Genomic DNA, 14,146 nt, shown 5'->3' with positions numbered 1-14,146 from the left:
GCCTAGATCTCCGAGTCGCCGTAGCGGATGACGTTCTCCACCACGATGCCGTCCCGGGTGCGCACCCGGTCCATCCCGCGGATCGTGATCGGGCCGGACGGGGTCGTGCCGGTGCCGGTGTAGTGCAGGAACACCAGTTCCTCACCCTCGGCGCGGCCCGGGGCGGTGGCGCTGTCCACCAGGGTCAGACGCAGGTCGGGGACGGCGGCCACCAGTTCGGCGATCTTGCCGACATAGGCGGTGCGCCCACGGACCGGCGTCGGGTCGCCCTGCCAGTGCCCGACGATGTCCTCGGCCAGCAGGCCGRCCACCCGGGACGGATCGGGCGCGGCCCAGAATGCCGCCCAGATGTCGGCGGTGAACTTCGGTGCGGTGGGTGTCTGTGTCATACCCGACAGCCTGCGGTGGTGACGCCGGGTCCTCAATTACCTCCGAGGTAGTCGGTGCCCTGTCCTAGGGTTGGACCATGGCACTGAGTGTTGAGATGATCACGTTCGATTGTGTGGATCCCGACGGCCTCGCCGACTGGTGGTCCAAGGCCGCGGGCGGTGACGTGAACGCCGTGGCACCAGGCGAATTCGTCATGGTCACCAGCGAGGGGCGTCCCGCGCTGGGCTTTCAGCGGGTACCCGACCCGACCCCGGGGAAGAACAAGGTGCACCTGGACTTCCACTCCGCGGACAAGGAAGCCGAGGTGGCCCGTCTGGTCGCGCTGGGCGCCACCGAGACCGGGCGGAACAGCTTCGGCGACGAGTTCCAGTGGGTGACACTGGCCGACCCGGAGGGCAACGCCTTCTGCGTCGCCGGCGGCTAGCGTCGAGTCGGTTTGCCCGCATCACTAGAATGATCACGTGACGCTGGAGCCCACTGCACAGACCGATACCGTCGAGCGGGCAGCCGCCACCCCCGACCAACCTCAGCCCTTCCGTGAGCTGGGCCTCAAGGATGACGAGTACCAGCGCATCCGTGAGATCCTGGGGCGCCGCCCCACCGACGCCGAACTGGCGATGTACTCGGTGATGTGGAGCGAGCACTGCTCCTACAAGTCCTCCAAGGTGCACCTGCGCTACTTCGGTGAGACGACGACCGACGAGATGCGGGCCGGGATGCTCGCCGGCATCGGCGAGAACGCCGGCGTCGTGGATATCGGCGACGGCTGGGCGGTCACCTTCAAGGTGGAATCGCACAACCACCCGTCCTACGTGGAGCCCTACCAGGGTGCGGCGACCGGTGTCGGCGGCATCGTGCGCGACATCATGGCCATGGGCGCCCGCCCGGTCGCGGTGATGGACCAGCTGCGCTTCGGCGCCGCGGATGCCCCCGACACCCGCCGCGTGCTCGACGGCGTGGTCCGCGGCATCGGCGGCTACGGCAACTCACTGGGCCTGCCCAACATCGGCGGTGAGACCGTCTTCGACCCCTCCTACGCGGGCAACCCGCTGGTGAACGCGCTGTGCGTCGGCGTGCTGCGCAAGGAGGACCTGCACCTGGCCTTCGCGTCCGGCACCGGCAACAAGATCATCCTGTTCGGCGCCCGCACCGGCCTGGACGGCATCGGTGGCGTGAGCGTGCTGGCGAGCGAAACCTTCGGCGGTGACGAGGGATCCGGCCCCGGACGCAAGAAGCTGCCCGCGGTGCAGGTCGGCGACCCGTTCATGGAGAAGGTGCTCATCGAGTGCTGCCTGGAGCTCTACGCCGCCGACCTGGTGGTCGGCATCCAGGACCTCGGCGGCGCCGGACTGTCTTGTGCCACCTCGGAACTCGCGTCCGCCGGTGACGGTGGCATGCGGGTGGAGCTGGAAGCGGTACCCCAGCGCGCCGCCGATATGACCCCGGCCGAGATCCTGTCCTCGGAATCTCAGGAACGCATGTGCGCGGTGGTGACACCGGAGAACGTGGACAAGTTCATGGCCGTCTGCCGTAAATGGGATGTGCTGGCCAGCGTCATCGGTGAGGTCACCGACGGTGACCGCCTCGAGATCACCTGGCACGGCGAGACAGTCGTGGACGTGCCGCCGCGCACCGTGGCCCACGAGGGCCCGGTGTACAAGCGACCGGTGGCCCGGCCCGACACCCAGGACGCGCTGATCGCCGACACCTCGGCCAAGCTGCCCCGCCCGGCTACGGGCGATGAGCTCAAGGCGACTGTGCTTGCGCTGCTGGGCAGCCCGCACCTGTGCAGCCGGGCGTTCATCACCGAACAGTACGACCGCTACGTGCGCGGTAACACCGTGCTCGCCGAGCATGCCGACGGTGGCGTGCTGCGTATCGACGAGACCACCGGCCGCGGCGTCGCGATCTCCACCGATGCATCCGGGCGCTACACCCAGCTCGACCCGTACACCGGTGCACAGTTGGCGCTGGCCGAGGCGTACCGCAACGTGGCCGTCACCGGGGCCACCCCCGTCGCGGTCACCAACTGCCTGAACTTCGGCTCACCGGAGGATCCGGGTGTCATGTGGCAGTTCTCCCAGGCGGTCCGCGGACTCGCCGATGGCTGTGCGACGCTGGGGATTCCGGTCACCGGCGGCAACGTCAGCTTCTACAATCAGACCGGCAGCACGCCGATCCTGCCCACCCCCGTGGTGGGCGTGCTGGGCGTCATCGACGATGTGACCCGCCGCATCCCGACCGGCCTGGGCAACGAACCCGGCGAGACGCTGCTTCTGCTCGGTGACACCCGCGACGAGTTCGACGGATCGATCTGGGCACAGGTGACCGGCGACCACCTCGGCGGTGTCCCACCGCAGGTCGACCTGGCGCGCGAGAAACTGCTGGCCGAGGTGCTGACCGCCGCCTCACGGGACGGATTGGTCTCGGCCGCACATGATCTGAGCGAGGGCGGACTCATCCAGGCCGTCATCGAGGCATCGCTGGCAGGCGAGACCGGCAGTCGGGTCGTCCTGCCGGAAGGCGTGGACCCCTTCGTCTACCTGTTCTCCGAGTCGGCAGGCCGCGTCCTGGTGGCGGTGCCACGCACCGAGGAGAGCCGGTTCCGGGCCATGTGCGAGGCGCGTGGCCTGCCGGTCACCCGGATCGGGGTGTCCGATGAGGGCAGCGAATCGATCGAGGTGCAAGGGCAGTTCACCGTGACGCTCGCTGAGCTGCGGGCCACCTCCGAGGGCGTGCTGCCCGGGCTGTTCGGGTGATTGACCGGACCACACTCCGGCACCCGTTACTGGTTTGGGTCTGGAGTCTGGTCCGGCTCGATTTCGTCGGCATCCCCGTCGGGGCGTTGTTCTTCTGCCTGTCGCTGACCCCGTCGTTATTGCCGAGGGACTGGCTGTTCGCTGGGCTGATCGGCGGCATCAACGGCGCCATCGGTTACGGGATCGGGGTGCTGATCCGAAAAATCACGCACCGCTTCGTATTACGGCACCGATCCTGGTGGCCGCCGAGCACGTCGACCTTGCGCATCGCGAAGATTGCCGCGGTGGCGGGCGCGTTGACCGTGCCGGTGCTCACCGTGATACCGGCGGCCCGCTGGCAGCGCCAGGTATCCGCGCTGATGGGCATCGAGGGGCCGACGACGCTGACGTACATGCGGACACTGCTGCTGGCCGTGCTGGTCGGTGCCGCCTGTATCGCGGTGTGGCGCGTGCTGGTCGATCTGGTCAAACTCATCGCGCGCATGCTGATTCGCCGGTGGCATCTGCACAGCGAGGTCGCCTTCTTCATCGGCACGGCCGTCATCGCGGTGCTGTTCGTCATGATGGTCAACGGCGTGCTCTACCGCGGATTCCTGCTCGGCGCCAGCCAGATCTTCCAGCCGCAGAATGCTACCAGCATGGCCGGTGTGGTTCAGCCGCTGGAGCCCGAGAGATCGGGTAGTCCAACCTCTTTCGCGTCATGGGATTCCCTGGGCTATCAGGGCCGCAACTTCGTGGCGGGCGGACCGCACGCCGCCGATCTGACCCGGCTCAACGGTGCGCCCGCGTTGGAGCCGATCCGGGTGTACGCCGGGCTGCAGACCGCCGACACCGACGAGAGCCGAATGGCGGTGCTGCTCAGCGAACTGGAACGCACCGGGGCGTTCGACCGCGAACTGCTCGTCATCATCCCCACGACGGGCACCGGCTGGGTGAATCCGGTGGCCGCGAGGGCCGTGGAGTCCATGTACAACGGGGACACCGCGCTGGTCGGCATGCAGTATTCCTATCTGCCGAGCTGGATTTCGTTCCTCGGTGACCGGCAGAAGTCGATCGAATCGGCACGGATGATGATCGACGGTATCCATCAGCGATGGTCGGAGTTGCCCGAGAACGACCGGCCGAAACTGGTGCTGTACGGCGAGAGTCTGGGCTCCTACGCCGGCCAGGGCGCGTTCGGCTGGCTGCCCGATATCGCGGAGATGGACTTCTCCGGGGTGCTGTGGGTCGGTCCGCCGCACGAGAGTTCGTTGTGGAGCGGGCTGGTGCTGCGCCGCGACCCGGGCACGCCGGAGGTCGAGCCGCGCTACGACAACGGCAGCACGGTGCGCTTCTCGCAGGCCGCCGATCCGGCCGATGTGCAGCGGGTCGCCGCCCCGCCCTGGGACGGTACCCGGGTGCTGTTCCTGCAGCACGCGTCGGACCCCATCGTCTGGTGGTCACCGAATCTGTTGTTCTCCCGGCCCGATTGGCTGCGCGAACCACCGGGAACCGACCGGACCGCATCCATGCGCTGGTACCCGATCGTCACCTTCTGGCAGGTGGGTGCCGATATGACCAATGCGGCCGGAGTGCCGGAAGGGCACGGGCACAACTACTCCGACACCGTGCTCGACGGTCTGGTGGCCGTCGCCGCCCCGGACGGTTGGACACCGGCCGACACCGATCGGATCCGCGACGACCTGGACAGCAAGGCCGGCGTCGACGGCCCCGAGACCTAGACGTCCCGGATATCGGGCACCAGCTCGTGCGGGTCGGTGTCCAGGTCGTCGATGCCGAAGCTGATGATGCGGGTGGGCGTGATCCTGATGATGCCGGTGTCGAGTTCGTCGCCGGACTTGCCCACGGCCGCTGCTACCCAGGCCTGCTCGGCAGTGCCCCGAATCTCCAGGCAGCGCACCCGCCACGGATCACGGGAGGCGATGTCGTCCACCACGAACGCCACCTTCGGATGGTGTGCGATGTTGCGCCACTTCTGACTGTCGGACATGTGGAACCCGGCGATGTCGATGGTGCCCAGATCGGCGTTGTAGCTGAAACCGACCGGGCTGTTCTGGGGTGTGCCGTTGCGCTGAACGGTGGCGAGGCGGCCGAGGTCGGCCTGGTTCAGGAAGGCGATTTCGTGCGGTTTCATGGCCATAGGGTCACGGTAGGACCTCAATGGTCGTTGAGGTCAAGGCCTCAGGGATTGATGGTGGGCGCGCCGACCTGGCGGCCCCACACATAATCGGTGAAGATCGGCTGACCCAGCTCGAAGTGGTTGTAGGGCGCGATCGACAACCCGGTGTCCATCACCAGATACGGCGCAGGCCACAGTTCCCGGGTGATCTTCTGCCAGCAACCCGGCCGTCCGCCCGGCCCGCCGCGGGCATTCACCCGCGGCAAATTGTCCGGGAACACATAGGTATTGGGCACGCCCGCGCCGAAGATCGTGCCCGCCGACGCCAGCGAGTACCCGTTGTCACCGCCGAACACCTCGGCCATCAACGGGGCGGCGTCGTAGTAGTTGCGGATGGTGCACAGCAGTTGCGGGCTGTAGTAGTCGAAGAGTTTCGAGGTGGGCACCAGATCCTGGGCAGCACGGCCCAGATACGGCCCGCCGCGGTCCAGGATCTCGCCGGCGGTGCCACTGAATCCGATGGCCGACAAGAGTGCATCGTCGACCGCGCCGCGCTCATCGTGCAGCGTGCCTGCGGTCAACGCCGCTGCCGCGAGTCCGTCGAAGAGGCCGGGTGCGGCGTCGGCGTAGATGTCGGCGAGTTCGGCCAGGCCCCGCACATCGCGGCGGAACTGCGGCATCTGAGCGTTGAAGCGTTCCAGGATGGCGTTGGCGTCGGTCAGTGACTCACCGAACGCGGTGCCCATCCCGCCGAGCGCCTGCGCCGCGGCGGTCAGGGTCTGGTTCAGCTGCACCGGGTCCACCCGCTCCGAGATGGCCATGATCGTCTCGAAAAGCGTGTTGAACTCCGTGCTCACCCAGCTGGCGGTGATCTCGCTGCCGGCTGATATGCGCTGTGGGGAAGGGTTTTCCGGTGATCGCAGCGCGATGTACTTGTTGCCGAACACGGTGCTGGCGTTGATGTCGGCGCCGACGTTGGCCGGGATGAGGTGCAGATACCTCGGTTCGACCTGCAGCGTCAGCCGCGCATGCGGAGTGCCCGCGATGCTGGTCGCCGCGATCTCGCCGACCCGGCCGATCTCCACACCGTTGAGCGTCACCTTGGATCCCGGATCGACGACCAGCCCGGCCCGCGGCGATATCAGGGTGAGATCTGTGCGCGAGCGGAAATCGCCTCGGAACTGCCCCCAGATCAGCGCGGCGCCGATCGTCAGCACGATCAGAGCGATGGCGCCGACCGTCTTGTACGGCGGTGCCGGACGGTCGACGACAGCCACTTTGCGACACTAAACCGATGATGGCCCGTCGTACTGCGGATCCGGCAGAGACACGCGCCGCGGTGCTCGCGGTGGGGGAGTGGCTGCGCGACGATTCCACCGCGGAACCGGCGCGCGATGAACTGGCCGCCGCGGTGCGCCTCACCGCGCGCACGCTGGCCGCGATGGCGCCGGGTGCGAGCGTCGAGGTGCGGGTGCCGCCCTTCGTGGCGGTGCAGTGCATCGAAGGCCCCCGCCATACCCGGGGCACTCCGCCCAATGTCGTGGAAACCGATCCGCGCACCTGGCTGCTGCTGGTCACCGGGCTGATCGGGATCGACGCCCCGGCGCTGCATCTGTCCGGATCGCGTGCCGCCGAGATTTCGCACTGGTTGCCGTTGGTGGACCTGGATTCCTAGCGGAAGTACGGGTACTCCTGCACCCAGTGGAACCCGCGGTTGCGCAGGGTGAAACTCGACAGGTCGACCTCGTGCAGCGTGATGTCGACGGAGCGGCCCTCCAGGCGCCCGGTCAACTCGAGGCGGTCCGGTGCGGGCTGTTCGACGCTGAAATCGGCGAACGGCGTCGGGTCCGGTACCGCAGCGGTCTTCCCGTCGGGCAGCGGCAACGGCGCGGTGATCGTGACGTGGCCGGCGTCGATCTGGGCGGGCGCATCCCGCAGGGTGCCGTCCATGAGCTGGAAGGTGATCAACCCGGGCCGGTCGACGACCAGGTGACTCCATCGGAACCGATCGGTGGTCAGCGGGGGCGACACCCGCCCCTCGACGCTGAACTCGGTGACCGCCCAGATGCCGTACAGCTGCGGCTTGGGCCGGCCGTCGCCGTATTCATGCCAGGATTGCCAGCCCACGACCGCGAGACCGATGCTGACCCAGATGCCCAGACCCACCTGCGCGGCTGTCGCGATTCGATTGGCGCGCTGCCCGGTGAACAGTCGCGGTGTGTGCAGCGGTTCCGAATGACGTTGCAGCACAAGAGTATCGGCTATCCGACGTAGATGCGGCGCGAGCAGGACCAGGCTGATCAGCAGCAGGTGGGACGACAAGATCTTCACCGGCACGTCGAAGGCCATGTTCATCAGGAACACCTGGCCCATGCTCAGCAGGCTGAGCAGCGCACCCAGCACCGCGGTCCGGGGCCAGAACAGCAGCAGTCCCGCGGCGACCTCGACCGCGCCCAGCGCCATCTCGTAGGGATGTGAACTGCCGACCTGCAGCCACAGCACCGACATCGGGCTGAACTGCCCGAAGGGCTGCAGCAGGGCCGCCAGCGGCGGCGCGGGCATCTGGGTGGGGATGAGCTTCGCGAAACCGTAGAACAGCATCTGCCCGCCCAGGCACAGGCGCAGGAACACGGTGAACCAGACCGCCAGCCGGGTGTACTCGGTACGCCGCCGGTCCAGCACCGACCACACCGCGGCACCGATGAGCGCGATCAGCAGCAGACAGGCGATGGACACCCAGATCGCGGCCTGGTCCCCGCTGCCCGAGCCGGGACGCAGCGCCGCGTCGACCCCGAACAGCGTGCGCCCCACCCAGTCGGTGACCGGCGCGGTCAGCAGCATCTGCCACATGACCGCCCCGGAGGGCAGCCAGAGCGCGATGATGCCGGCGAATGCGAAGGTGATCTGGGCGAACCACAGGCAGAACAAACCGAAGTACAGGAAGCAGAACCGGAATGCGACGCGCGTCACTGGATGCCACACGACGCCCCACGGTAGTCGGCGGGAATGCGGACCCCCGCTGCGGAGGTTGGGTGATGTGACGACGAAAACCGGCGTCCGATTGAGTTATTGGGGTCGGATGACCGTAGACTGGGCCGCGTCACCCACAGCCCCCAGGGAGCAGCCATCGTGACCTTCGCGCCTGTCGAGCCGGAAGAGAACGAGCCAAAAGAGGAATGCGGCGTCTTCGGCGTCTGGGCTCCGGGCGAGGATGTGGCCAAGCTCACCTATTACGGACTCTATGCGCTACAGCACCGTGGCCAGGAGGCGGCCGGCATCGCCGTCGCCGACGGCTCCCAGGTGCTGGTGTTCAAGGATCTCGGTCTGGTCAGTCAGGTGTTCGACGAGCAGACACTGGCCGCCATGCACGGCCACGTCGCGGTTGGGCACTGCCGCTATTCCACCACCGGATCGACCACCTGGGAGAACGCCCAGCCCGTCTTCCGCAACACCGCCGCAGGCACCGGGGTGGCTCTGGGCCACAACGGCAATCTGGTCAACACCGCCGAACTGGCCACCCGGGCCCGCGACGCGGGTCTGATCGAGACCCGTGGCGCGCCGGCCGCCACCACCGACTCCGACATCCTGGGCGCGCTGCTGGCACACGGCGCCGCCGACTCCACGCTGGAGCAGGCCGCACTGGAACTGCTGCCCACCGTGCGTGGCGCGTTCTGCCTGACGTTCATGGACGAGAACACCCTCTACGCGGCCCGTGACCCGCACGGTGTGCGTCCGCTGTCGCTGGGCCGGCTGGACCGCGGCTGGGTGGTCGCCTCCGAGACCGCCGCCCTGGACATCGTGGGCGCCTCGTTCGTCCGCGACATCGAACCCGGTGAGCTGCTGGCCATCGACGCCGACGGCGTGCGTTCCACCCGCTTCGCCAACCCCACCCCCAAGGGCTGCGTCTTCGAATACGTCTACCTGGCCCGCCCGGACAGCATCATCGGCGGCCGCTCGGTGCACGCCACCCGCGTCGACATCGGACGGCGGCTGGCCGCCGAGAATCCGGTGGAGGCCGATCTGGTGATCGGTGTGCCGGAATCGGGCATCCCGGCCGCGGTCGGCTACGCGCAGGGTTCGGGCATCCCGTACGGCCAGGGCCTGATGAAGAACGCCTACGTCGGCCGCACCTTCATCCAGCCCTCACAGACCATCCGCCAGCTGGGCATCCGGCTGAAGCTGAACCCGCTCAAAGAGGTCATCCGCGGTAAGCGGCTCGTCGTCGTCGACGATTCGATCGTGCGCGGCAACACCCAGCGCGCGCTCATCCGGATGCTCCGCGAGGCGGGTGCGCTCGAGGTACACGTGCGGATCGCGTCCCCGCCGGTGAAGTGGCCGTGCTTCTACGGCATCGACTTCGCCACCCCGGCCGAACTGATCGCCAACTCGGCCAGCAACTCCGCCGATGAGGACGAGATGCTCGAAGGCGTCCGGCGGGCGATCGGCGCCGACACCCTCGGCTACATCAGCCATCACGGCATGATCGCGGCGACCGAACAACCGGCCACCCGGCTGTGCTCGGCCTGCTTCGACGGCAATTACCCGATCGAGCTGCCCGGCGAGACCGCACTCGGCAAGAACGTGATCGAGCACATGCTGGCCAACGCCGCGCGCAACGGCCTTCCGCTGGAGTCGGTCAAGGCCGGCGGCGACAACGCCGACGCGCTACGGCGTCCCTGACGGCACCGCCGTCGTGGCGTCCCTGCCTACTCGGGTGCCGCCGAGCTGAACCGCAGCAGGTGGCGCTTGCCGCCGCGGGCGCCCGTGCCGTCCTGGGCCAGCGCCTCGCGCACCGCGTCCCGGTAGCTGGTCAGGCCGCCGCCCGGGGGAGCGATCACCCCGTCGATGTCGTGCTCGTGCATCACCGCATCGCATTCCAGCGACTCGACCAGCGGCCGGGCCAGGCCCGACGGGATCGGCGTGACCAGCCCGACCCACCAGCTCGCGATCGTGGGCGTCAGGAACGGCAGCACCACGATCACCCGGGGGCGCAGGCCGGCGATATCGGCGTAGCCCTGCATGGCCGCGCCGTACTCCATCACGTCGGGCCCACCGATGTCCCAGGTCCGCGACTCCGGAACCGGTGCGGTCGCGGCCTCGGCGAGATAGTGCAGCGCGTCATCGACCCCGATCGGCTGGATCTTGTTGTGCACCCACTTCGGTGTCGTCATCGCGGGCAACCGGTCGGTGAGGTGCCGGATCATCTCGAACGACGCCGAACCCGACCCGATCACGATGCCCGCCTGCAACACCACCGTCTCGATGCCCGAATCGATGAGGATCTGGCCGACCAGTGCGCGGGACTTGAGGTGGCGGGACAGTTCGGTGCCCTCGGGGTGCAGGCCACTGAGGTAGACGATGCGGCGCACACCGGCGCGCTTGGCGGCCGCCACCACGTTGTGTGCCGAGCGTTCCTCCTCGGCGACGAAGTCCTTGGAGGTGCCCATGGAGTGCACCAGGTAGTAGACGACGTCGGTGCCCTCGAACGCCGCGGTCAGCGAGTCGGGGTCACCGAGATCGCCGCGCGCCACCTCGATGCGGTCACGCCAGGGACGGTCGTCCAGTTTCGCTGGGGTCCGGGCCAGCGCCCGCACCGAGTAGCCACGCTCCAGCAGCGCAGGCACCAGATGCCCGCCGATGTATCCCGTTGCTCCCGTGACCAAGCAGCGTGGGTTCGTGTCCGGCACGGGTCCTCCGATTCATGATGGGCTCTCATGACGTATTCGGAGCCGACAGGTCCCTGGATGACCGCAGATGGCCTCACTCAAACGGGCAGCCCGGGTTCGGTACCGGGTTGGCCTGCGGGGAACCGGCCGGATCGATGTAGCCGACCCACATCACCAGTGGGTCGGGCCCGAGGTTGCGGCCGAGGTGGATGTAGCCGGTCCCGCTCTGCTCGGTGATGGTTCCGCCGGTGGGGTAGACGCCGTCGACTTCGCAGTCCGAGCCGTAATGAGTGAGCGTGCCGGCCCGGATGACGCCGTACACCTGGCCCGGATGCCAGTGCCAGCCGGTGCTCCCGCCAGGGGCGATCGTGAGTTCCTTGGTGATGAAGTCCTGCCCGTCCAGGGTGGACTGGGACAGGATCCGCGCCTCGACCCCGATGCTGGGTGTGGCGGACGCGACCCCGGCGGCGGGCAGGCAGCACACCGCCGCGGACACGACGGCAGCCAGCGACAATGAGCGAATTGGTGTCATGACCGGACACGCTGTCACAGCGCGGGCATGCGCGGAAGCAGTCGGCTGAATGCGATGAGGTCACCGCCCATGCAGTGGTTGGGGTGTGCGACCGGTAACCTTGGGCCCGATGAGCGAGTTTCGACTGGCGAGCCGGTGACCATGGGTAAAGGCCGCGCCGAACAACACGGCATCTCGTATGCAACCGCCGGAGTGGATATCGAGGCGGGCGATCGTGCCGTCGAGTTGTTCAAACCCCTCGCCAAGAAGGCCACCCGGCCCGAGGTCCGTGGTGGCCTCGGCGGGTTCGCCGGGCTGTTCGCGCTGCGCGACGGCTACCGCGAGCCGCTGCTGGCGTCCTCCACGGACGGCGTCGGCACCAAGCTGGCCATCGCCCAGGCGATGGACAAGCACGACACCGTCGGGCTGGACCTGGTCGCCATGGTGGTCGATGACCTGGTGGTGTGTGGCGCCGAGCCGCTGTTCCTGCAGGACTACATCGCCGTCGGCCGCACCGTGCCGGAGCGGGTCGCCGCGATCGTGTCGGGTATCGCCGACGGGTGCGTGCTCGCCGGGTGCGCCCTGCTGGGCGGCGAGACCGCCGAGCATCCCGGGCTGATGGAACCCGACCACTACGACATCTCGGCCACCGGCGTCGGTGTCGTGGAGGCCGACGACGTGCTGGGCCCGGAACGGGTCAAGCCCGGTGACGTGATCATCGCGATGGCTTCGACCGGTCTGCATTCCAACGGTTACTCGCTGGCCCGCAAGGTGCTGCTGGAGATCGACCGGATGGACCTGTCAGGTCATGTCGAGGAGTTCGGCCGCACCCTCGGCGAGGAACTGCTGGAGCCGACCTACATCTACGCCAAGGACTGCCTGGCGCTGGCCGCCGAGACCCATGTGCGGACCTTCTGCCACGTCACCGGCGGCGGGTTCGCCGGCAACCTGGAACGCATCATCCCGCCCGGCCTGGTGGCCGAGGTGGATCGCGGCACCTGGACGCCCGCACCCGTGTTCGGCATGATCGCCCAGCGCGGACGCATCGAGCGCGCCGAGATGGAGAAGACGTTCAACATGGGCGTCGGCATGGTCGCCATCGTCGCGCCGGAGGACACCGACCGCGCGTTGGCGATTCTGACCGCGCGCCACCTCGCCTGCTGGACGGTCGGAACCGTCGCAAAGGGTACGAAGGATGGGGTGCGAGCTCAGCTCGTCGGGCAGCACCCGCGGTTCTGAGGGAACGCGCGGCGCGCCGCCGGGGCGGTCAGCGCCGCCAGTCGTCCTCGTCGGCATAACGGTCCGCGGGGCCCGCGAAATCGTCGGAGCTGCCCTTGAAGTCGTCGGCCGCGCTGCTGTTGGACAGCTCGCGCTGAAGCCGCTCGAAGTCAGTCTCCGGCGTGTTGTATTTCAGGTCACGAGCAACCTTGGTCTGCTTTGCCTTAGCTCGGCCGCGGCCCATTGGGACCCCCTCGCGCAATAACGGAGCGGCCCGACGTGCAGGCGGCTCCGATCTGTGTGTGTCTAATTGTCCTGCCAACACTTTACCGTGCCCCGCGGCGGGCCGCTGGTAGGCCCTTCCTTGCCGCGGTTCTAACCGCCTCCGCTGCGCAGTCGCTCCACCGCGAGGCGCCCCGCGCCGACGCCGTCGACGTCCGGGACCGAGTCCGCGTCGATGACGGCGGCCACCGCCGACTCGCCTCCGGTGGTCAGTTCGGTGTCGACCGGCAGGGTTCGTTTCACCAGCGCCAGAGCGATCGGACCGTCGTCGATGTGGTCGACGACGGAGCCCAGCCGGCCCACCGCCCGTCCCCCGGCCAGCAGTGGATCGCCGGTCGCCGGTCGGTCCGCGGACCCGTCCAGGTGCACCAGCACCAGCATGCGGGGCGGTTTTCCGAGGTTGTGTACGCGCGCGACGGTCTCCTGGCCGCGGTAGCAGCCCTTGTCCAGGTGCACCGCGCCCACGCCGGGCCCGCCGATCCAGCCGATCTCGTGCGGAATGGTGCGCTCATCGGTGTCGACGCCGAGTCGCGGGCGGGCGGCGGCCACCCGGTGCGCCTCATAGGCCCACACGCCGGCCCTGGTGACCCCCGCGGCGATCAGCGCATCGATCCAGCCGTCCTTGGTGGACCGCGGCACCAGCACGTCGTATTCACCGGGGTAGGTGCCGCGCAGGAATCCGCCCGCGGGCAGCGCCACCGCGGTCCACGGAGCCGGCAGCGCCTCGACCCCGAGAGCGGTCAGCACCCGGGGTTCGGACAGTCCGGGTCCCAGCAGCGTGAGCACCGCGAGGTCGGCGGGGTCGACGGTGACGTCGGCCCAGAAGATCATCTTGCGCAGGAAGCCCAGCAGCGGTTCACCACGCCACGGTTCGGTGTCCAGCACGGTGATCCCGTCGAGCTCGGTCTGGATCCAGTGATCTTCGACACGACCCTGACCGTCCAGGCTCAGATTCTCGACGACGACGCCGTCGGGCAGGTCGCTGACGTGCTGGCTGGAGATGGTGTGCAGCCAGCTGCGCCGCCCCGCTCCGGTCAGTTGCAGGACCGCGCGGTGCGAGCGGTCCACCACCACGGCGGCCCCCTCCGCGGCTCGTTGCTCGCCGAACGGGTCGCCGAAATGCCAGACCGCGCCGGCGTCTGGTCCTGTTTCTGGTGCGGGAACTGCGGACATACCGCCAATGCTACGGCGGTTACGCTCT

Annotated in this window: 14 protein-coding genes; 6 read left to right on the top strand and 8 right to left on the bottom strand. The window is 68.4% G+C overall.

Annotated elements, in window-relative coordinates; genetic code table 11:
• Positions 1 to 2: 2 nt before the first annotated feature.
• Positions 3 to 389 (bottom strand): nuclear transport factor 2 family protein, encoded by a 387-nt coding sequence (locus tag AC1DTF_RS15740; protein WP_477474733.1) that lies wholly within the window; start codon positions 387 to 389, stop codon positions 3 to 5.
• Positions 390 to 466: 77 nt separating this feature from the next.
• Between AC1DTF_RS15740 and AC1DTF_RS15735 the strand changes: the two genes are divergently transcribed.
• Genes AC1DTF_RS15735 through AC1DTF_RS15725 form a run of 3 tightly spaced genes read left to right on the top strand, consistent with a single transcriptional unit; the run spans position 467 to position 4,870 of the window.
• Entirely contained in the window at positions 467 to 814 is a 348-nt protein-coding gene (locus AC1DTF_RS15735) for a VOC family protein (protein WP_057167895.1), read from the top strand.
• 37 nt (positions 815 to 851) lie between these two features.
• Positions 852 to 3,149 (top strand): phosphoribosylformylglycinamidine synthase subunit PurL, encoded by a 2,298-nt coding sequence (purL, locus tag AC1DTF_RS15730; protein WP_057167896.1) that lies wholly within the window; start codon positions 852 to 854, stop codon positions 3,147 to 3,149.
• The gene (locus AC1DTF_RS15725; protein ID WP_477474732.1) at positions 3,146 to 4,870 is read left to right on the top strand and encodes an alpha/beta hydrolase; all 1,725 of its coding nucleotides are present in this window, start codon (positions 3,146 to 3,148) and stop codon (positions 4,868 to 4,870) included. Before purL ends, AC1DTF_RS15725 begins: the two co-directional genes overlap by 4 nt.
• Here AC1DTF_RS15725 and AC1DTF_RS15720 read toward each other — a convergent pair.
• Both AC1DTF_RS15720 and AC1DTF_RS15715 read right to left on the bottom strand, forming a co-directional pair.
• Positions 4,867 to 5,289, bottom strand: coding sequence for a PPOX class F420-dependent oxidoreductase (locus AC1DTF_RS15720; RefSeq protein WP_477474731.1), 423 nt, complete (start codon positions 5,287 to 5,289; stop codon positions 4,867 to 4,869). The two genes, AC1DTF_RS15725 and AC1DTF_RS15720, sit on opposite strands and share 4 nt — an antisense overlap.
• 41 nt (positions 5,290 to 5,330) lie before the next feature.
• Positions 5,331 to 6,545, bottom strand: a complete 1,215-nt coding sequence (locus AC1DTF_RS15715; RefSeq protein WP_477474730.1) for an MCE family protein — start codon at positions 6,543 to 6,545, stop codon at positions 5,331 to 5,333.
• A gap of 17 nt (positions 6,546 to 6,562) precedes the next feature.
• Here AC1DTF_RS15715 and AC1DTF_RS15710 point away from each other — a divergent pair, with 17 nt between their 5' ends.
• Positions 6,563 to 6,943, top strand: coding sequence for a sterol carrier family protein (locus AC1DTF_RS15710; RefSeq protein ID WP_057167900.1), 381 nt, complete (start codon positions 6,563 to 6,565; stop codon positions 6,941 to 6,943).
• Here the strand turns inward: AC1DTF_RS15710 and AC1DTF_RS15705 are convergent.
• Positions 6,940 to 8,250, bottom strand: coding sequence for a DoxX family protein (locus AC1DTF_RS15705; RefSeq protein ID WP_477474729.1), 1,311 nt, complete (start codon positions 8,248 to 8,250; stop codon positions 6,940 to 6,942). The two genes, AC1DTF_RS15710 and AC1DTF_RS15705, sit on opposite strands and share 4 nt — an antisense overlap.
• Positions 8,251 to 8,397: 147 nt before the next feature.
• Here AC1DTF_RS15705 and purF point away from each other — a divergent pair, with 147 nt between their 5' ends.
• Complete coding sequence (gene purF / locus AC1DTF_RS15700) at positions 8,398 to 9,948, top strand: amidophosphoribosyltransferase (RefSeq protein ID WP_477474728.1); 1,551 nt, start codon at positions 8,398 to 8,400, stop codon at positions 9,946 to 9,948.
• Between the two features lie 26 nt (positions 9,949 to 9,974).
• Here the strand turns inward: purF and AC1DTF_RS15695 are convergent, their stop codons facing one another.
• Both AC1DTF_RS15695 and AC1DTF_RS15690 read right to left on the bottom strand, forming a co-directional pair.
• Complete coding sequence (locus AC1DTF_RS15695) at positions 9,975 to 10,955, bottom strand: NAD(P)H-binding protein (RefSeq protein ID WP_057167903.1); 981 nt, start codon at positions 10,953 to 10,955, stop codon at positions 9,975 to 9,977.
• 73 nt (positions 10,956 to 11,028) lie between these two features.
• Positions 11,029 to 11,466 carry a cupin domain-containing protein gene (locus tag AC1DTF_RS15690; protein WP_477474727.1) on the bottom strand — a complete coding sequence of 146 codons (438 nt, stop codon included), beginning with the start codon at positions 11,464 to 11,466 and terminating at the stop codon, positions 11,029 to 11,031.
• 141 nt (positions 11,467 to 11,607) lie between these two features.
• Here AC1DTF_RS15690 and purM point away from each other — a divergent pair, with 141 nt between their 5' ends.
• Entirely contained in the window at positions 11,608 to 12,684 is a 1,077-nt protein-coding gene (gene purM, locus AC1DTF_RS15685; RefSeq protein WP_149445007.1) for a phosphoribosylformylglycinamidine cyclo-ligase, read from the top strand.
• Between the two features lie 28 nt (positions 12,685 to 12,712).
• Here the strand turns inward: purM and AC1DTF_RS15680 are convergent, their stop codons facing one another.
• Together AC1DTF_RS15680 and ygfZ are read right to left on the bottom strand one after the other, a co-directional pair.
• On the bottom strand, positions 12,713 to 12,907 hold the full coding sequence (locus AC1DTF_RS15680; protein ID WP_057167905.1) for a DUF3073 domain-containing protein: 195 nt from the start codon (positions 12,905 to 12,907) through the stop codon (positions 12,713 to 12,715).
• Between the two features lie 131 nt (positions 12,908 to 13,038).
• Complete coding sequence (gene ygfZ / locus AC1DTF_RS15675; RefSeq protein WP_477474726.1) at positions 13,039 to 14,118, bottom strand: CAF17-like 4Fe-4S cluster assembly/insertion protein YgfZ; 1,080 nt, start codon at positions 14,116 to 14,118, stop codon at positions 13,039 to 13,041.
• Positions 14,119 to 14,146 lie beyond the last annotated feature (28 nt).

The organism is Mycobacterium sp. P4_H6, from assembly GCF_056400845.1.
The sequence above is the reverse complement of the archived record's forward strand: the minus strand, read 5'-3'. Positions and strand labels throughout refer to the sequence as shown.

Coding starts and splice junctions, on each gene's coding strand:
- AC1DTF_RS15735 (WP_057167895.1), top strand. CDS start 467: ATGGCACTGAGTGTTGAGATGATCACGTTCGATTGTGTGGATCCCGAC.
- AC1DTF_RS15720 (WP_477474731.1), bottom strand. CDS start 5,289: ATGGCCATGAAACCGCACGAAATCGCCTTCCTGAACCAGGCCGACCTC.
- AC1DTF_RS15710 (WP_057167900.1), top strand. CDS start 6,563: ATGATGGCCCGTCGTACTGCGGATCCGGCAGAGACACGCGCCGCGGTG.
- AC1DTF_RS15690 (WP_477474727.1), bottom strand. CDS start 11,466: ATGACACCAATTCGCTCATTGTCGCTGGCTGCCGTCGTGTCCGCGGCG.
- purM (WP_149445007.1), top strand. CDS start 11,608: ATGGGTAAAGGCCGCGCCGAACAACACGGCATCTCGTATGCAACCGCC.
- AC1DTF_RS15680 (WP_057167905.1), bottom strand. CDS start 12,907: ATGGGCCGCGGCCGAGCTAAGGCAAAGCAGACCAAGGTTGCTCGTGAC.
- ygfZ (WP_477474726.1), bottom strand. CDS start 14,118: ATGTCCGCAGTTCCCGCACCAGAAACAGGACCAGACGCCGGCGCGGTC.